This is a genomic window from Coprococcus sp. AM14-16, from assembly GCF_003434675.1.
In the GTDB taxonomy this organism is placed as follows: Bacteria; Bacillota; Clostridia; order Lachnospirales; family Lachnospiraceae; genus Coprococcus; species Coprococcus aceti.
Genome location: NZ_QTLL01000001.1, coordinates 609,101 through 628,417 on the forward strand (window position 1 = coordinate 609,101; position 19,317 = coordinate 628,417).

Consider the following 19,317-nt stretch of genomic DNA (forward strand, 5'->3'; position numbering starts at 1 on the left):
TATGGCAAAATGCAAAAGCGCAGGTGAATGTTACACCTGCGCTTTTGTTTATCTATAAAGCAATATGGAATGAAATATTTAATCGGAATCATTGGTAGATAAATCTGATTTTGCATATCCTCTAGCATAGTAGATAAAAAGTTTTTTGTCTGATTTTGATAATTTGTTATATAAAGATAACAGTTCTTGTTCGTCTTCCGTCAAACTTAAATATGGAACATTTTCTGTAGATTTGTCGGAGAAAAAATCAGACATGGAGATATTTAATCCAGAACAAATCTTTTCTAATGTAGGGATTGTGGGTTGAGTATTCTTCAAGAACATTGAGTTTAAAGAAGAATAAGGAATATCAGCTTCTTTTGCTAATTTGTAGATAGACCAGTTTCTTAATTTCATATATGTTTCTATTTTTTTTAGAATTTCGTTATTATTCATATATTCTACCTCGCATGATAATTATTTTACAGTTTCATGGAATGAAAGTTAGATATATAAATACGTTATAAATGTTGAAAATATGACGCATATACGTTATAATGTTTGCAAGTAATAATAATAAGCGCAAAAATGAGGAGAGATATGGACAAAAGAAAAAATAAAATAGGAATAACAGCTATAGTTATAAATTTAATAGCTGTTTTAGTTGGCTGCTTAATTGTGGTTGGGTACTTCTATAGAAAAAAATACGACGTTTCTGAACTCTATATGAGAATAACAACTAAGAAAATCGAAAAAGATATAAAAGACTACGACGAAGTTTATGCTTCATTGGAAATGTATTCACCATTAAAGGGAAAATATTCATATGAAGAAGGATTTGATGATGTGAAGGTGATAGATTATGAGATAGCTGTAGACGATGACGATAATGATATAAAAGTTAAATGTGATGTATCATATGAAAATAAATTAGGAATACTGTATGTAAATAATGCGTTACTCTATTACAATGCTAAAGGTCTATTTAATGTGACATATTCTATTCAAAGTGAGGCGACAACAAGTTCAACGTTTAAATATGTATATAATACTTCTCCATATATGACACCACGGCAACTTATGAATTTTGTAAATAACCAGGAGGGAACAGATTATATAAAGGTTGAAACAGTTCTTCTTGCGAGTGCTGGTGAAAAACCCCAAAAATTATGGGATTCTGGCGAATATTATTATTGTGTAGACGACCTTGGTTCTTTAGAGTACTATGTTCAGTTTGGGCATAATGCGCTTTCAATAGATTATATATGGGTAGACATTGATTGGAATGACAATACACAAAGTTGGGATGTTGTAACATCGAAGTTTTCTACTAAGAAAATTCAATCGGAGTATTCAACACTTGGAATAACAAATTATATGAAAGCTGACACTTATCTTGATGATGCTCAGATGGATACAATATGCGATGTGAGCAACCAACTTATAACAAATCATAATGAATAGAGGGAGGATGCTTGTTGATATGAAAAACAAGATAGTAGTTCTAATAATCATGTGTGTGTGTATTTTTTTCACATTATGTGGATGTACATCAATCAAAAAGGTTAAAGAGGAAACTGAAAAGATTGTAGAGTCATATAATTCAGGTCGCATAGATTATGATGTCGCATTGAATAATTTATCTGAAATAGAGAATGAAAAACAAGAGGTTGATCAATATGTAAATGAAAAGAAATCAGATTTGGAAGAATTAAGAAATTCCAAAAATAATTATGATAAGGCTGAGGATTTATTCAATGTAAAAAAATATGATTCAGCTATTACATATTATGAGAAAGTATCAGTTGATGATGTGAATTATGATGATGCTCAGAACAAGATAGAAGAATCAAAGAAGCGATTTATAGAATTAACTATAGATGAGGCAGAAATATATGTAAAAGATGAGAAATATCTCAAGGCGATTAATGTGTATAAGAAAGCATTGAAGATATATGACGATGGAACTTTAAGTGGGAAAGTAAGTGAGGTGGAGAGTAAATATAGAAATCTTTTAGAGAATAAGGCTGAAGAAAATGTGAAAAACAAAAAATGGTCCGATGCGGTAGTCATATATGATGAATTAGAGAATTATTTTAAGGACGATTCATACAAGGTGAAAAAAACAAATATAAAAAATGAATGTATTAATGAGGCTATATCTAAAGCTGAAACATATATAAAAAATTGCGATTATGATACTGCTAAAAAAGAAATCAATGAGGCAATAAAAGTCGTTGGTAATGACACTGAGTTAACGGGAGAGCTTGATAGAATTACCAGTTTTGAACCAGTACTTATTACAGATTTAGAAGAATTTTATATAGACGGAGATGTACATAAATGGGCAGGTATAGATAAGGATAATACAGGAACCTCATATCCCTCAGGTTTATTAATTAACGAGTCAGGAGGATCTATGTTTTCAGATCCAAAGAGTAGCTCGGTTGAATATTTGCTTGATGGAAAATATGACAGAATGACTGGAAGAGTCGTGTTACATTATGATTGTAAAGATTCAGCAAATCCGTCTGTTGCAGCTGGAAAAGTAAAAATATACGGTGATGATGAATTATTGTATTCGTCAGATGTTGTTGCTAGTGGTGTTTTGCCTCAGGATTTTGATTTGGACATAACTGGTGTTAATGAGCTGAAAATTGAGTTTTTATGGATGTTAACTCCATATGGTTTTGATATAGGACAAATAAAATTTGGGGTTGTAAATCCTATAGTGCAAAAAAAATATACAGAGAATGAATAAAAATATCTTAAATGAGGAGAAAAGAGAATGAATAAGAAAATAAAAAAAACAATTGTGTTTTCAACTATCGCGGTGACTGCTATGGTGTTATGCTCATGTGGAAATAGTGAAATGATAAATGATAATTCTGCAGAACAAACTGTTACGGAAACAAATGATGCGACTGATTCTTTATCGGAAGAAACAAGCGATTTGACTGTTTCTCAACCAGGAGAAACTGAACAGGAAAAAGATGAAATTATGCAATATCGAATTTCCAAAATTTTTTCATATGATGAAAATGATGTTATGTATATGACAACATTATTTGAATATGATGATAATGGAAATTTGATATTAAAAGACAATTTGGTTTCAGGTGAAAATGAAGGAGAACGTTATACAGAATACGAATATGACGATAATGGAAATTGTATTTCAGAGACATCATATTTGGCTGGTGATGAAAACAGACCGTGCATGATATATGAATATGATTCACAAAATAGAAAGATAAAGGAATATGATAGTAATTATCCAGATGTATATACAGCATATGAATACGATGATAATGATAACGTTGTGAAAGAGACATATTGTAAGGAAAATGGTAATAAAATAGATTTTTGGACTGATTATTCTTATGACGCACAACAGAATTTGATTCAAAGTGACTTTTTCCTATCGAAAAGTTATTCGGATGGTAATGGTGAATTCTATGATTCGACAATTACATATTATTTATATGACGAAAATGGAAATGAAATTAAAAAAGAAAGTACAGTATATGATGAGAATGGAAATATGACGTCAACAAGTTTAGTAGTAAGTGAATATGACGGATATAACAATGTAACAAATAAACAGACATATGAGAATGACTCTTTAAAATATACTGATCAGTGGGAATATATATATGATGATTATGGTAATGCGATTTCTAAGAAAGAAAATTTTAATGGGAAGACCACTCGCACAGAGATTGAATATGAGGCATATTAAATAAAATATATTAGGAAATAGGTGTACAAATGAAGAAAATAAAAAAAACAGTAATGGTAACAGGTGTGATATTAGGAATGTCATTATTATGCTCATGTGGTAGCGAAACAGATTCTGGAATAGATTCAACAGAAGAATTAACTACGGAAATAACAACAATCGAGGCGACAACCACAGAAGCAACGACCGCGGAAGCAACAACAACCGAAGCAACAACAACCGAAGCAACAACAACCGAAGCGACAACCACTGAGGTAACCAACACAGAAGCATCAAACATAATTACAAATAATGGCTCACCTATGTCGTACAAAGAGGCTGTAAATGCTTATAAAGAAGAAAGCGAACAATATCTTAAAAATTACTGGGTACAGCATGAGGATAGATTGTATTCAATGGATTCTGCTCATGTTATTGACGAAAATGACAACAGTTATATTAAATTTGCCGATTCGGACTTTTCATATGTGAAGATGTATCCTGGGGATTTGTTGATAGAATTTGGAGGCGGATGGGATTATGATATATATCCTATTGAAGCAGAGGGGTATACAATGCCGCAGCAATTTACTGTGGATGCAGATAATGGCTGTATAGAGTTTCGTAGGAAGAATTTGAGTGAAAAAATGGAAGAAAACAATATGCCTTTAAATAAAATCTATGAGATAAATGGAGAAACAGCAAGTAATATACAGGATTACGTTGAAGTAAATGGTGATTACTATTTGTCGTATTCAGAGCCGACAGGCATATTCTATAAATATTATTCAGATTATGAAAGCAAGGAAGGATCAGCTACGGTATCTGTGAAGTATTATGTATTAGGGCAAAAATATTATGCAGAAGCGCAGACTGCTCCGGAGGGATATGGATACTATAAGATTCCAGAAGGTACACCTGCAGGGCTATATTGTGTTCGAACATCTGGATATTCGTTCATAATTGATATTATTGAATAGACAAGCACTACATTTATTTATGAGAAATGTGGACAAACATTCGGCACACAGAGTATGTGAGATAATTTTGATGGTGTGTGTAGGTGTTGTTACAATTGTTTGGGGAATTATTCCTGAATTCGTAATGTTGACTAATAAAGGAGCGGACAAAATAAAAGAGAATCTAATGAATACATCAGGTAGAGTGTGTGATGATAATGGGCATATTGTTGATGTTGATATTAGTGACGAAAGTCAAATAGATGTTCTGTCTGTTGACAATGTGATAAAAACAGATGAATACTATATTGTGTATGATGCATCTGTGGATGTAAAGGTTTCTCAAGGATATTTAAGAGGTGTTCCTGTTATTGTTGAGAAAAATATGTTTGGCTCAGATACGATTGTCAAGTGGGATTACAATCTTGATGACAAAGCATATTATTATGAGACAGTAATCAAGGAAAGACAAGAGAATGCAGATGCAGGAGATGATTTGGTTAATAAGAACGAGGCGTTTGTTGATCAACATCATGTTAAATTTGAGTACACAAATGCACCGGCGTATACTGTTGGTGACGTGTTAAATTATATTGGTGTGAAAGACCCATATGAGGTTGCAACAGTATGTGTTGCATCTATAACGGACAATTATGATGCTTTGGAGTATTATGCATTGTGGAGAGACAAAATCACAAATGTTCGTCAAAAAGAATGGGTTAGAGCAGTGTATAATAACGAATTAAAACAGTGGGAGCTATGCGATGGCGAGAAGAAAATAATTTCTTTGAATTGTGGACTTGCAGAATATGCTTCAGAAAATGATGATACATACAATAATGACTATGCAGATGATTATGTAATAGTAGAAAGTGATTCGTCACTTAGCTGGGCAGAGATTGAATAGTTCCAATATATAATGTGAATTAAAAATATATAACAATTATATATAAATTAAAAACCGCATCCATGACTAAAGTGGATGCGGTTTTTCTTGCACAACAAGCACAATGTATTGTAAAATCATATTTGGTATGTAAAAAAGAAAATGAAAAGAGAAAAACAGATATGGAGAAATTACTTAAGATCATTGCCGATGTGAATTCATCGGTGAACAATTTTATATGGGGAGTGCCATCCATGATATGTATCGTGGGCGTGGGACTGTGGCTCCTCATAAGAAACAGGGGGGTTCAGTTTACAAAGTTTGGATACGCGTTCAAGCATACGTTTGGAAGGATATTCAACAAGAAGGAGACTTCAGATGGTGCCATCAGTCCTTTTCAGGCCATGTGTACGGCGCTGGCGGGAACGGTTGGAACGGGAAATATAGCCGGTGTTGCTGGAGCCATCGCCATAGGCGGTCCTGGTGCGGTATTCTGGATGTGGATCTCAGCACTTCTCGGAATGGGAACAAAGTTTGCAGAGGTCGTACTTGCAGTGTTCTACCGTGAGAAGGATGCGAATGGTGACTGGGTCGGCGGACCAATGTATTACATCAAGAATGGCCTTGGCAAGAATGCTTACTTCCTGGCTATAGCATATTCAGTCCTCGGTATACTCACAGTGTTCGGAACAGGAAATGCAACACAGGTCAATACCATCACAACAGCTATAGATTCAGCACTTTTTAATTATAATCTGGCTGACAAGAGCAATACATTTACAATCAATCTTGTGATAGGAATCATAATAGCTATTCTTGTTGGTCTCATACTTATAGGAGGAATCAAGAGAATAGGAAGCGTGACAGAGAAGCTGGTGCCATTCATGGCTGCTATGTATATCATCATGGCTATAATTCTTGTAATAATCAATATCAAGAGTGTGCCGGGAGTGTTCGCTTCTATATTTGAAGGTGCATTCAATCCGAAGTCCGTGACCGGTGGAATAGTTGGAAGTCTGTTCCTCAGCATGAGAAAGGGTGTATCGAGAGGTATTTTCTCCAATGAGGCAGGTCTTGGTACAGGATCCATAGCCCATGCATGTTCTGATGTAAAGCATCCGGTGCAGCAGGGACTCTGGGGAATATTCGAGGTATTTATCGATACTATAGTTATATGTACGCTTACGGCACTAGTAATACTGTGCAGTGGAACTGAGGTAGCCTACGGACAGGCTGCAGGAGCCGATCTCACGATCAACGGCTTTGTTGCAACCTACGGCAACTGGATATCGATATTCACAGCGGTGGCTTTGTGCTGTTTCGCGTTCTCAACCATACTCGGATGGGGACTTTACGGTTCAAGATGTGTCGGATTCCTGTTTGGAAGTAAGCTTATCAAGCCGTTCATGGTTGTGTATGCATTTGTCGCAATCATCGGTGCGACCATGGATCTCGGACTTCTCTGGGATATAGCGGACACCTTCAACGGACTTATGATCATACCTAACCTGATCGCAGTATTCATGCTGTCAGGTACAGTTGTGAAGCTTACCCGTGAGTATTTTCAGGATGGACCGGGCAAGTTTGGGGTTGAGACCGGCAAAGAGAACTGATAAATGAAAGGGACTTTTATATGGAAGAAATATCAAGTGAGATTTCTAACAAGTATGCGATACTTATCGATTCAGAGAATGTATCGGCAAAATATATTGAGAGTATATTTGATGAGCTGTCAAGGCTCGGCTCAATAACGGTGCGGAAGATATATGGGGATTGGTCAAAGAATAACAATGGCTGGGACAAGGATTGTCTGCTGTCATATTCTATACAGCCTGTACAGCAGTTTTCATACACGGCGGGAAAGAATTCAACGGATTCGGCCATGATAATAGATGCGATGGATCTTCTCTATACGAGCAATATAGATGGATTCTGTCTGGTGACAAGCGACAGCGATTTCACTAGGCTTGCATCAAGACTCAGGGAGGCTGGCAAGCAGGTCATCGGAATGGGAGAACGCAAGACTCCGAAAGCGTTCGTGAGTGCGTGTACAAGCTTCAAGATCCTTGATTCACTGGTGACAGAGGATCTCAACAAGCCGGCATCGAAGAATGCCATGCTTGAGGCTGCGGCTGTGGACGAGTCATATATCACAAGCATAAGGGACATAAAGAAGACGGTCTACAATATAATAGATGAGAACGATGACAAGGATAAGAAGACTCATATGGGTGAGATTGGAAGCCGCCTTGTGAACAAATATCCTGACTTTGACGTGAGAAATTATGGGTATTCCAAGCTGTCAACATTCCTCAGTGAGGAGTTTGACGATCTGGATATAGACAGCGGCAGGCAGAAATTTGTGTCCATCAAGAACCATATCGATCCTAAGAGTGCTGTCAAGCTGCGCATAGTGAGACTTCTCACGGAGAATTCTGACACTATGTACAATATGGGACTGCTGAATACAGAACTTAAGAATATTATACCCGGCTTCAGCATAAAGAAATATGGATACAGTAAGTTTTCAAGCTTTCTCAAAAGCTTCGGTTGTTTTGAGATCGTGGGAGACAGGGTAAAATTGACAGATAAGTAGAAAGTGTTTAATGCTTAAATATGTCAAAATTTAGAAAAAATGCCAAATAAATTAACGCTTTTTGTTGAAAATCAATAAGAATAGTGATAAATTGAAAATGTGGGTTTTCAGGTACAGAAAATTCACTATGGGGGAAGAAGTGTACGTGCATATTAAGGAGAGGCATAATCTATGATACTTATTGATACTCAAAAAGAGGAGTTTAGCAAATTAAAAGACATACGTGTTTTTGGACGTATAAGTCATGAGAACAGATTCAACAAGAATCTGCTCGTAATAGGTCTTGGGGGACTTGGAGGCAGGACCGTTTGCGCGCTTAAGGGTATGCTGATGGATAACATAACACCCGAGGATAACATTAATTTCCTCATGATAGATTCAGATATAGCAGAGATGGAGGCTACCATAGATGATAGCAAGGAGGGTGTCGGTTTCAATGCCCTTGAGGTTATCAGTATATACAGACCGGATATTGAGAATGTTCTGGAGAATGGAATCCAGAAGAATCCGATCCATGAGAATCTTGCAAACTGGATGGATCCTGAATTCCCGGCTATCACGATAGGAAGAGACGGAGCAAAGGGGAACAGACAGATTGGACGTCTGATGTTCTCGAATGCATATACGGATGTCAGAATGCTCCTTTTTGACAAGCTTCAGGATGTATACGACAAGACGACGGAGGGAACAGTCGATGTTCTGATCGTATCCGGAATCGCCGGAGGAACCGGAAGTGGAATCCTTTCAGATGTCGCATATAACATACGTGCGTATGGCAAGGCGAAGAAGTGGAACAATCTGAGGATTGGCGGTTGCCTGCTCACACCGGATGTACTGTTCGGCCATAAGGCTGTATATGAAGATACAGAGCTTGTGGCGAGACTCAATGCAAATGGATGTGCGACCCTCAAGGAAGTTGATTATTATATGAAGCTCTCCGAGAAGGATGACAACTATACATTTATCAGTAAGTCAAACAAGATGGTCATCAGGGAGAATCTCTTTGATGCCTGCATGCTTGTATCAGGTAGAAAGGACGAACAGGGCTACATACCTGAGGGATACATCACAAGGGATACAGCAAGCTTCCTCTACAGGCTAGCCAGCAACAAGTTCATTGGCAACAATGACGTGGAGAACGACAGGAAGCTTCTCAGGGATGTATTTTTTGAGAATGAGGGATATTCCATCACGAACTGGAAGATGGAGCACAGTGACGAGAATATCAAGAAGTCAAACTGCTATTACAAGGTAGTAAGCGAGGCTGACTACCATATTCCTATCAAAGAGATAGAGAATATGTGTGAGAATGATCTGTTTTCCCAGGCATATAAGGGATTGTTCAGATCTCCGTTCAAGGAGGGCAATGCCGAGGAGGATATCAAGAATGTACTTGCAGAGCTCACTATATTCTTGCAGGAGGAGCAGGGTGAGGATATCAAACTTGCCGTGAACGGTCTCATACAGTACGGCCAGATCACCAAGCCTACATATAAGATGATAAAGAAGAATACGGACGGTCTTCGAGAGGGCTTTGCCAGGAAGATGGAGAACTTTGAGAAGGAACTTCCGGTTATCATAAAGTCGATGAAGAACAAGCTTTGGAGTTCACTTGATGATGTGATATCCAAATATATGAATGAGTTTGGCCCATATGGCGCAATAGATGTCATAGGTGCACCGAGTGCCGGTGTAACAGATTCCACAAAGGGTATGATGGCTGAAGTCAGAAAGCTTGAGAAGATGATGAAGGATTATACACCGTCGGGTGAATATACCAGAATCATTGATTCCATCAAGACCATTGTTGCGAAGAGATTCTTCACTTTCCCTTCAGCGAAGAGGGAGACTGAGAATGGTTATTTCGATGCATGCATCAAGGAAGCACTTGCTGCGGAGAGAACAAAGCTTATAGATGAACTCGATGCACAGGATCTGTTTGGAGATACACTTAGATGGCTTCAGCAGAGGGCAGAGAGACTTGACGAGATATATTCACAGTTTGGAGAGGATCTGAAGAATTCCATCGAGGATCTTGCGAATAACGGTGATAAGGCTGTTGGCAATATACTCAAGAAAGCCAAGAGACATGAATTCCTTCCGACTGATTATGTCACATCCAGAAGGATAAAAGAGATGGAGACAGGGATCATCAAGCTCATGCTGGACAACGAGTCCAATATAGACAGTGGAAGAGTTGTTCCTGTCAAGGATGAGATGGAGAAGATATACAGAGAGCTATTTTCCGGTGTCGGAGCATATGGTCCTGAGAAGATGTTCACAGTGGCATTTGCTGATAAGAAGCTCACGGAGCAGGATCTCAACGTTATGTACGGATCTCCGATCAACGACAGGAGAACATCCATAATGGAGGAGGCTGCCAGGGCGTTTGTGGATGATATATCAGAGGAACAGCCTCTGTGTGTTCTTGCTGACGGATATAAGGAGAAGCTTCTTGCAAAGAAATATATATCGGTTCCAAATGTGATGCCGTATTTCAGCAAGGCAGTCAAAGCGATACTGATGGCTCCACCTTACAATGAGAAGGAGGATTCAATAACGCTCAATCCGGGTGAGATAGAGATTTCGATCGATGATATATTTGTCGGTGTTCCGGTATCCATGATGCAGTGTGCGATGGAGATGCAGATGGCTTACAATGCAGTATATGATTACAAGGGACTTCATATTGATGAGGTGAACAAGGATATGAAGAGCTTCCCTGATTTTGTCACAATATAGGTTAGTTTATACAGCCCTTTAATATGCGAGTATTAAGGGGCTGTATTGTTGTTATGACCATGGCGTATTTGGTAGAAAGAGATGGAATTGGATTTGAATAAATCTTTTAACGGATACAGAGCATATATAATGGATACGGGGGCATTTGCTGACGATGGGATATATGGCAGATGTCTGGATGCGGTATCGGAATACAGAAGGTGTAAGGTGGAACGTCTCAGGAGGCGGGATGACAGGAATGCCAGTCTTGCAGCGGGAATCCTGCTTGCACATGCTCTCAGGGAATGTGCCGGAATTGATGAACGGCTGGTCACGTATGAGAAGAATAAGGCGGGAAAGCCGTTTATAAAGGACATTCAGTTTTCGATAAGCCATACCGAGGGTTGTGTGGCGGCTGCGATAGGCAGTGAGCCTTGTGGTATAGACGTTGAGAGAGTCAGAAGGATACCGGACAGCATAGTTAACCGCCTGTATTCGGATGAGGATAAAAAATGTGTGATGTCGTGTGCACACCCGGAAATATACAGCACATGTGTGTGGACAAGGCGCGAGGCGTACAGCAAGATGACCGGAACAGGCATACTTATGAAGGATGAGGAACAGCAAATGGTCATGGACAATGCACATATGGAGAAGAAGAATATCTGGCTGGGCAATTATGCCGTATGCAGGGCTGAGTGTGACGGCCGTATGCATATGGATGAAATAGCGGATCCTGCGCATGCAGAGGGAGATATGAATATAGACTTTATAGCTGCATTTTGCGCAGCTTCTGATGGAACTTTTTCACCGGATATTAAGATGATTGATTCGGCTGATATTGTGTGTTATTATGTTTAATTAGGTGTATTAGGAAGAACTACATAAGGAGAAAAAAATGAGTAAAAAAGCTACAAAGGCGCTTAACAATAAATATTATGTCGCAAGATATAATGCGTCTAAGGTGAACGATAACCTTACAAGCAGGGAGAAGAGTGCAGAGGTGCTCAATATAGACAGGACAAGGCTTTCAAGAATAGAGCTTGGCACAGTAGTTCCGTACCCTGAGGAGGTACTTTCCATGTCAAAGGCGTATGACATACCCGAGCTCTGTAACAGCTATTGTTCAGGCGACTGCCCTATAGGAAAAGAGACGGTGAAGCCGATAAATGCGGACAGCCTTGACAGGCTCATACTTCAGTTCCTCGGATCCTCCAAGAAGATGGAGGATATATCTGAGCAGCTTATAGAGATCACCGCTGATGGAATAGTCGACGAGACCGAGGTTGCAGCTTTTGACGCTGTCCTTGAGGAGCTGGAGAAGATGTCTGTGAATATACAGTCGCTTATGCTCTGGGCTCAGAAGAACAGGGACATTTTGAAGAATAAGAATCAATAAATTGTATATGAGGAAAAGATAATGGATGACAAGTTAAGAGAAGAGATCAACAGAAGAAGGACATTTGCCATAATTTCACATCCTGATGCAGGTAAGACTACACTCACAGAGAAGTTTCTGCTCTTTGGCGGCGCAATAAACACAGCGGGATCTGTAAAGGGAAAGGCAAATTCCAAATATGCAGTGTCGGACTGGATGGATATAGAGAAGGAGAGAGGTATCTCGGTAACCTCGTCTGTTCTGCAGTTCAATTATGACGGATATTGCATAAACATACTTGACACACCTGGACATCAGGATTTCTCGGAGGATACCTACCGTACACTTATGGCTGCGGATTCTGCGGTCATGGTGATCGATGCATCCAAGGGTGTTGAGGCTCAGACTATAAAGCTCTTCAAGGTATGTGTCATGAGACATATACCTATATTCACATTTATAAATAAGATGGACAGAGATGCAAGGGATACATTTGAGCTTCTCGATGATATAGAGACTGTTCTCGGTATCAAGACATGCCCTGTCAACTGGCCTATAGGTTCAGGAAAAGAGTTCAAGGGTGTATATGACAGAAAGACCAAGATAGTGTCCACGTTCCAGGCTATATCGACAGGTGGAGCCAAGAAGGCGGAGGAAACAGATTATCATATAGACGATGAGGCTCTCAAGGAGCTTGTCGGCCCATACCTCTTTGACCAGTTCAATGAGGAGATAGAGCTTATAGATGGTGCCACAGAGGAGATGGATATAGAGAAGGTCAGAGCCGGAGAGCTCTCCCCTGTATTTTTCGGTTCTGCGCTGAATACATTTGGTATCGAGCAGTTCCTGAACTATTTCCTTAAGATGACGACACCTCCTATCGGACGTAATTCATCAGAGGGAATCATAGATCCTGTAACAGAGCCGTTCTCAGCTTTTGTGTTCAAGATCCAGGCAAATATGAACAAGGCTCACAGAGACAGAATCGCATTTATGAGAATCTGCTCTGGTAAGTTTGAGGCAGGCATGGAGGTATATCATGCTGCCAGCAAGAGAAAGATCAAGCTTTCCCAGCCACAGCAGCTTATGGCTCAGGACAGGAAGATCGTCGACGAGGCGTATGCCGGTGACGTTATAGGTGTATTTGATCCTGATCTGTTCTCAATTGGAGATACACTCACAACAGGCGGAAAGAAGTTTGAGTATGAGGGTATCCCTACATTTGCACCGGAGCACTTCTGCAGGGTTGTTCAGCTCAACAGCATGAAGCGTAAGCAGTTTGTCAAGGGTGTTACCCAGATTGCCCAGGAGGGTGCTATACAGATATTCCAGGAGTACACTGCGGGTCTTTCAGAGATCATAGTCGGAGTTGTCGGCGTACTTCAGTTTGATGTACTTAAGTACAGACTTGAGAATGAGTACGGCTGTGAGATAAGACTTGAGCCGATACCATATAACTATATCAGATGGGTGAAGGATCCTACCATAGACGTGACAAAGCTCAAGCGTGTGAGCGATGTCAAGAAGGTTAAGGACATGAAGGGTAATCCGCTTCTCCTGTTTGCAAATGAGTGGGTCATCGATCAGGTTCTCCAGCACAATGAGGGACTTGAACTTGAGGAGTTCAGAAAGAACTAGATATACGAAGATAAGAGACCATGAATATGATGAGTGACTTAGGACACAAATTGGTTTTCATGGTCTTTTTGCGTGCATATATATCAGTAAAAGTGGTGCAAATATGAATAAATTGGCATGTATCTGACAATCCTAGTGTTAGACAGATAACACGTGGAGGGACATGATATGGCGCTGAACAGAGTAGTTATATGTGGTGTAAATACATCGAAATTACCATATCTTACAGAGGATGAGAAGAACATGCTGTTTGACAGGATGGAGCAGGGAGACAGCTCTGCCCGGGAGGAGTTTATAGAGGGGAATCTCCGCCTTGTGCTCAGCGTGATCCAGAGATTTGGCAGTTCAAATGAGAATCCGGATGATCTGTTCCAGGTTGGCTGTATAGGGCTTATCAAGGCGTTGGATAATTTTGACAGAAGTCTCAATGTCAAATTCAGTACGTACGCTGTGCCTATGATCATAGGTGAGTGCAGAAGGTATCTCAGAGATAACAATGCTATAAGAGTATCAAGGTCATTGCGTGATATAGCCTACAAGGCGATATATGCCAAGGAAAATCTCCAGAAGACAAAGGATAAGGAGCCGACGATAGAGGAGATAGCGGAGGAGATAAGTATACCAAAGGAAGATATAGTCATGTCGCTTGATGCCATATCGGCACCGCTGTCCCTGTATGAGCCGGTGTATCAGGAGGGTGGAGACACCTTGTACATCATGGATCAGATAAGAGACAGAAAGAATAAGGAGGAGATGTGGGTTGAAAACCTTGATCTCAGAGAGGCTATGGACAGGCTGTGCGACAGGGAGAAGAATATAGTGAGGCTGAGATTTTTTGAGGGAAAGACCCAGACGGAGGTGGCGGAGGAGATATGCATATCCCAGGCGCAGGTCAGCCGCCTCGAGAAGAATGCGATAAAAAGTCTTAGAAGGTATCTTGAGGACAGGGAATAGTGATACACAATATAAATATCCCCGCTGTTATTGTAAAAACAGCGGGGATATTTATTGTGCAATACATGCATATAGTGATAGAAGATGATCAGATGAGATAACTTGTACCGAGATCAACATCCTTTACATCGTGTCTGGTTACAAGGCCATCTTTTTCTATGTCGTGCTGTATCTTTTTCAGTGTTTCCATTGGAAGTTCGGTCATAAGAGCAACCTCCTCAAGAGAGATATCGACCTTGAGCATCTTTTCTGCCATATCGTATTTGGCTTTTGTTGTATTGTTCATAAAAATCACTCCTTGGTGTGCTTGGTTAAATCCTGCTCAGCCCATGCTAAGAACTTGTCGTTTGCATCGATCACCTTCTGCATTGCAGCGTGTCCCGGAGCACCGATTGTGTTACGCTTCTGAACACATTCTTCCATGCTGATGGCTGTATATATGTCATCTTCAAATACAGGACAGATGGCCTTGTACTCGTCGAGACTAAGCTGGTCGAGGGAGATGTTCTCCTCTATGCACTTCAGAACGAGCTGGCCGACGATGCCGTGTGCATCACGGAAAGGTACACCGTGATTTACAAGGTAATCTGCGGCATCTGTTGCGTTGGTGAATCCGTTCTTGGCTGATGCTTCCATTCTAGGCTTGTTGACTGTCATGGTGGCTATCATGCCTGTGAACAGTGCGAGACATCCCTTTACAGTGTCTATCGCGTCAAATGTGAGCTCCTTATCCTCCTGCATGTCCTTGTTGTATGCGAGAGGGATTCCCTTCATGGTTGTGAGAAGGGAGGTGAGAGCACCGTAAACCCTGCCTGTCTTACCTCTTACGAGCTCGGCTATATCCGGGTTCTTCTTCTGTGGCATGATAGAGCTTCCTGTGCTGTATGAATCATCGAGCTCAACAAACTGATATTCATTTGAGTTCCAGATGATGATCTCCTCGGAGAAACGTGAGAGATGCATCATGATGGTAGACATGGCGGATAAAAGCTCTATGCAGTAATCCCTGTCGGCAACTGAATCCATGCTGTTGAGAGTCGGACCGTAGAAGTCCAGCAGAGAAGCGGTGAGCTCTCTGTCGAGCGGATATGTGGTTCCTGCGAGGGCACCTGATCCGAGAGGACAGTAGTTCATTCTGTCATATATATCGTTCATTCTGTCGTAGTCACGCTTGAACATCTCCATGTATGCTCCAAAGTGATGTGCCAGAGTTATTGGCTGTGCCTTCTGGAGGTGAGTAAATCCAGGCATGTATGTGTCGATGTGCTCATTCATAAGTCCGTGAAGAGTAGTCAGAAGCTTGTAAATAAGCTCCTTGAGCTCGATGATCTCGTCTCTTACATAGAGCTTCATGTCCAATGCGACCTGGTCGTTCCTGCTTCGTCCGGTGTGGAGCTTTTTGCCCACATCGCCGATCCTGTCGATGAGATTTGCCTCGACAAAGCTGTGTATATCTTCGTATTCTGAAGTGATCTGCAGAGAACCGTTCTCCACATCGTTCAGTATGCCCTTAAGTCCCGCTATGATCTGATCTCTTTCCTCGTCAGTGAGAATACCGGATGAAGCGAGCATGGTTACATGCGCGATACTTCCGCGGATATCCTGTCTGTAGAATTTCTGATCAAATGAAATAGATGCGTTAAAGTTATATACTAATTTGTCTGTTTCTTTTGTGAAGCGTCCGCCCCAGAGCTGAGCCATATTAAATCCTCTTTTCTGTTATTTTTTGTTTTAGGTTGAAAAATGAGTAAATTATAAGGTAGTTTTCAAACAAAGTACATTTTACAACATAAAAGTGCGCATATCAACACAAATAAGGTTTATTTATAACCACAGGAAATGCGTGGTTGGTGCTTGCGGCGCAAAAGTACAGATGATAAAATATACAGGCGGATCACCGCAGCAAAGCAGGGATGGAGGATTGACAGGAAGTTTGGGTACAAAAAAGAAGATTCTTGGAGTTATAAGTATTGTAGTTGTTCTCTCGCTGATGATGGTGGGAGTGCGGTGGTTGTTCTTCAATGTGATCAAGAGCGGCCAGATGCTTGATGGCCTGGTGGAGTTCCGGGCGGCCGTTGTCCAGGATATGGAGGACGGAGACGCGTCGGGCATGTATTATGTAAGTAATGTGGCGAAAAGTGATGTGCACAACATCAACAAATATATAGATTCGGCATACGGCTCAGTGGATACGTACAGGATAATAATTGAGACGGGAAGATATCTGGCAATACAGCTCAACTATGAACTGTCGGATAATTATTATGCTGTCAGAAAATATATAGAAGGAACGGATATCCCGGAGGACAACATAAGGGCGAAGCAGATATATGAGGTGATCGACAGCTTTATAAATGACAACATTTCAGATGGCATGAGCGACCTTGACAAGGAGATCGCCGTGCACGATTATATAGTGGAAAACTGTGTCTATGGATATCCCGACAATAATGATGATGCATATACGGCATATGGAGCGCTGGTGCTTCACCAGAGCGTGTGCGACGGCTACGCTGAGGCGTTCTTCATAATCATGTCCTGTCTGGGCGTCAAATGTGACATAGTAGTCGGAAGCACGGAGGAAGGACTTCATGCATGGAATCAGATAGAGCTCGGCGGAGAATGGTATAATGTGGATCTGACATGGGATGACTCGCTGCCGGATATGGGAAGCTATCTGAAGCACACCTATGTGAATGTCGATGACAGCACACTGGAACTGACTCACTCATGGGAAAAGCAATTCTACAGAGAGTGTGCCGACACAGCGTATAATTTCTATAAAAAGAGGTTTTATACCTATGACTCGTTCGATGAGTATAAAAAAGGCATAAGGATACAGATGGGCGGCAGTAATGTGCTGGAAGCTGCTATATATACAGATGACGAAACATTTGACTTGTCATTTCTGTACAATTATGGCAATATAAGGTCTATAAATTATGTGGTGGAAGATATGGGCGGCTACAAAGTTGTCGTCGTATATCTGAATATGAAGTGATAAAAATAGAATTGACATAATGGCGCGGAGGTGCGATATGCGAAAAAGAGAGTTTATGGATGAGCTGAAGAAAGCTCTTGATGGAAATGTCTCAACGCAGACATATTATGACACGATAAATTATTATGAGGATTATTTTAAGAAGCAGAAAGAAGCAGGCAAGTCAGAGGAGGAGATATGTTCATCTCTGGGATCTGCAAGACTGATCGCCAAGACGATCATTGACACAGAGGGACAGGGCGCAAGCGGAAGATATTATGATACAGAATCCTCTTCGTATGATGACAGCTACAACACCCGCAAAGCCAGCGGAAGCAGTCAGAAGGGCTGGCATGTAAATGTGGACGACGAGGGCAATACAAGCTTTGCTTATGGCAAGCTTGATTTCAGTTCACCGATAGGCAAGGTGCTGACAGCGATAATACTCATTCTTGTGGCTGCACTTGTTATAGGTATAGTGCTTGGAGTTATCTGGCTGGGATTTAAGATAGTGTGGTATATCGTGATACCTGTTGTCATCATTCTGTTCATAGTGAATCTCATTATTTACCTGTTTGGTGGAGGCCGATAAAAAATAAAATAAAAAAGTGAAAAAAGTTGTTGACAAAACATGGTCACTTGAGTATACTAACAAAGGTGTCAGCGATGACACGAAGTAATATGGGATCTTAGCTCAGCTGGGAGAGCATCTGCCTTACAAGCAGAGGGTCATAGGTTCGAGCCCTATAGGTCCCATTTACAAGACATGGCGAGATAGCTCAGTTGGCTAGAGCATGCGGTTCATACCCGCAGTGTCGAGGGTTCGAATCCCCCTCTCGCTACTATTTGATGAGACGGAAGACATTCCGTCTTTTTTTTATTCATATAAGGAGGATATCACATGAGAGTTGGAATGGGATACGATGTCCACAGACTAGTTGAGGGACGAAAACTTATAATCGGAGGAGTTGAGATTCCATATGAGAAAGGACTCCTTGGACACAGCGATGCGGATGTACTTCTTCATGCGATAATGGATGCGCTTCTCGGTGCTGCGGCGTTGGGGGATATTGGAAAGCATTTCCCTGATACTGATGAGAGGTATAAGGGAGCGGACAGCATGAAGCTCCTGTCAGAAGTGAAGAGACTTCTCGAGGAGAAGCTCTACATCATCGAGAACATAGATGCGACCGTAATTGCCCAGAGCCCTAAGATGGCGCCGTACATTGATCAGATGAGGGAGAATATCTGTAATTGCCTGTGTATAGACAAGGATCAGGTCAATATCAAGGCGACAACGGAGGAGAAGCTTGGGTTTACCGGAGGGGGACTTGGAATAAGCTCCCAGGCGGTGTGCCTCATAGAGTCGGCATTTAATTACGCCGGAGATGATGCCGGAGCTGTCAGAACGGCAGGCTGTGGCGGATGCGGTGGATGTCCAGCGGGAATAAGATGACAAAACAGCCCATGTATGCTAGAATATAAAGGCTTAGAATTTTAAAGAA

18 protein-coding genes and 2 tRNA genes are annotated in these 19,317 nt (G+C 40.8%); 17 read left to right on the forward strand and 3 right to left on the reverse strand.

Annotation, left to right across the window (positions count from 1 at the left end):
- Window positions 1–78: 78 nt before the first annotated feature.
- Window positions 79–435 (reverse strand): helix-turn-helix domain-containing protein, encoded by a 357-nt coding sequence (locus DW159_RS02775; RefSeq protein WP_117548879.1) that lies wholly within the window; start codon window positions 433–435, stop codon window positions 79–81.
- Window positions 436–579: 144 nt separating this feature from the next.
- Here DW159_RS02775 and DW159_RS02780 point away from each other — a divergent pair, with 144 nt between their 5' ends.
- The 12 genes from DW159_RS02780 to sigG all read left to right on the forward strand — a co-directional run bounded on the left by DW159_RS02780 (window position 580) and on the right by sigG (window position 14,832).
- Window positions 580–1,443 (forward strand): hypothetical protein, encoded by an 864-nt coding sequence (locus DW159_RS02780; RefSeq protein ID WP_117548880.1) that lies wholly within the window; start codon window positions 580–582, stop codon window positions 1,441–1,443.
- Between the two features lie 19 nt (window positions 1,444–1,462).
- Window positions 1,463–2,740 carry an NPCBM/NEW2 domain-containing protein gene (locus DW159_RS02785; protein ID WP_158547571.1) on the forward strand — a complete coding sequence of 426 codons (1,278 nt, stop codon included), beginning with the start codon at window positions 1,463–1,465 and terminating at the stop codon, window positions 2,738–2,740.
- Between the two features lie 27 nt (window positions 2,741–2,767).
- On the forward strand, window positions 2,768–3,721 hold the full coding sequence (locus DW159_RS02790; protein WP_117548882.1) for a hypothetical protein: 954 nt from the start codon (window positions 2,768–2,770) through the stop codon (window positions 3,719–3,721).
- Window positions 3,722–3,750: 29 nt separating this feature from the next.
- Window positions 3,751–4,680 (forward strand): hypothetical protein, encoded by a 930-nt coding sequence (locus DW159_RS02795; protein WP_117548883.1) that lies wholly within the window; start codon window positions 3,751–3,753, stop codon window positions 4,678–4,680.
- A 70-nt stretch (window positions 4,681–4,750) separates the two neighbouring features.
- Window positions 4,751–5,566 (forward strand): hypothetical protein, encoded by an 816-nt coding sequence (locus DW159_RS02800; RefSeq protein ID WP_147323101.1) that lies wholly within the window; start codon window positions 4,751–4,753, stop codon window positions 5,564–5,566.
- Window positions 5,567–5,727: 161 nt separating this feature from the next.
- Window positions 5,728–7,158, forward strand: a complete 1,431-nt coding sequence (locus DW159_RS02805; protein WP_117548885.1) for an alanine/glycine:cation symporter family protein — start codon at window positions 5,728–5,730, stop codon at window positions 7,156–7,158.
- A gap of 20 nt (window positions 7,159–7,178) precedes the next feature.
- On the forward strand, window positions 7,179–8,141 hold the full coding sequence (locus tag DW159_RS02810; RefSeq protein ID WP_022216373.1) for an NYN domain-containing protein: 963 nt from the start codon (window positions 7,179–7,181) through the stop codon (window positions 8,139–8,141).
- 171 nt (window positions 8,142–8,312) lie between these two features.
- On the forward strand, window positions 8,313–10,883 hold the full coding sequence (locus DW159_RS02815) for a tubulin-like doman-containing protein (protein ID WP_117548886.1): 2,571 nt from the start codon (window positions 8,313–8,315) through the stop codon (window positions 10,881–10,883).
- Window positions 10,884–10,976: 93 nt separating this feature from the next.
- Entirely contained in the window at window positions 10,977–11,723 is a 747-nt protein-coding gene (locus DW159_RS02820; protein ID WP_158547572.1) for a 4'-phosphopantetheinyl transferase family protein, read from the forward strand.
- A 37-nt stretch (window positions 11,724–11,760) separates the two neighbouring features.
- Entirely contained in the window at window positions 11,761–12,261 is a 501-nt protein-coding gene (locus DW159_RS02825; protein WP_015535018.1) for a helix-turn-helix transcriptional regulator, read from the forward strand.
- Window positions 12,262–12,282: 21 nt separating this feature from the next.
- The gene (locus tag DW159_RS02830; RefSeq protein ID WP_055222719.1) at window positions 12,283–13,878 is read left to right on the forward strand and encodes a peptide chain release factor 3; all 1,596 of its coding nucleotides are present in this window, start codon (window positions 12,283–12,285) and stop codon (window positions 13,876–13,878) included.
- Window positions 13,879–14,046: 168 nt separating this feature from the next.
- Window positions 14,047–14,832: an RNA polymerase sporulation sigma factor SigG gene (gene sigG / locus DW159_RS02835; protein WP_117548888.1), complete on the forward strand. Its 786-nt coding sequence runs from the start codon at window positions 14,047–14,049 to the stop codon at window positions 14,830–14,832.
- An 88-nt stretch (window positions 14,833–14,920) separates the two neighbouring features.
- Here the strand turns inward: sigG and DW159_RS02840 are convergent, their stop codons facing one another.
- The gene (locus DW159_RS02840) at window positions 14,921–15,118 is read right to left on the reverse strand and encodes a hypothetical protein (protein WP_022216378.1); all 198 of its coding nucleotides are present in this window, start codon (window positions 15,116–15,118) and stop codon (window positions 14,921–14,923) included.
- 5 nt (window positions 15,119–15,123) lie between these two features.
- Window positions 15,124–16,533: an argininosuccinate lyase gene (gene argH, locus DW159_RS02845; RefSeq protein WP_117548889.1), complete on the reverse strand. Its 1,410-nt coding sequence runs from the start codon at window positions 16,531–16,533 to the stop codon at window positions 15,124–15,126.
- Window positions 16,534–16,765: 232 nt separating this feature from the next.
- Here argH and DW159_RS02850 point away from each other — a divergent pair, with 232 nt between their 5' ends.
- The 5 genes from DW159_RS02850 (at window position 16,766) to ispF (ending at window position 19,268) form a co-directional block, all read left to right on the forward strand.
- On the forward strand, window positions 16,766–17,833 hold the full coding sequence (locus tag DW159_RS02850) for a transglutaminase domain-containing protein (RefSeq protein WP_242992599.1): 1,068 nt from the start codon (window positions 16,766–16,768) through the stop codon (window positions 17,831–17,833).
- Window positions 17,834–17,870: 37 nt separating this feature from the next.
- On the forward strand, window positions 17,871–18,404 hold the full coding sequence (locus DW159_RS02855) for a DUF1700 domain-containing protein (RefSeq protein WP_117548890.1): 534 nt from the start codon (window positions 17,871–17,873) through the stop codon (window positions 18,402–18,404).
- A 91-nt stretch (window positions 18,405–18,495) separates the two neighbouring features.
- A tRNA-Val gene (locus tag DW159_RS02860) sits at window positions 18,496–18,568 on the forward strand.
- A gap of 12 nt (window positions 18,569–18,580) precedes the next feature.
- A tRNA-Met gene (locus tag DW159_RS02865) sits at window positions 18,581–18,654 on the forward strand.
- A gap of 59 nt (window positions 18,655–18,713) precedes the next feature.
- A complete protein-coding gene (gene ispF / locus DW159_RS02870; RefSeq protein ID WP_022216382.1) occupies window positions 18,714–19,268 on the forward strand; it encodes a 2-C-methyl-D-erythritol 2,4-cyclodiphosphate synthase in 555 nt (184 codons plus the stop codon).
- The last annotated feature ends 49 nt before the right edge of the window (window positions 19,269–19,317 follow it).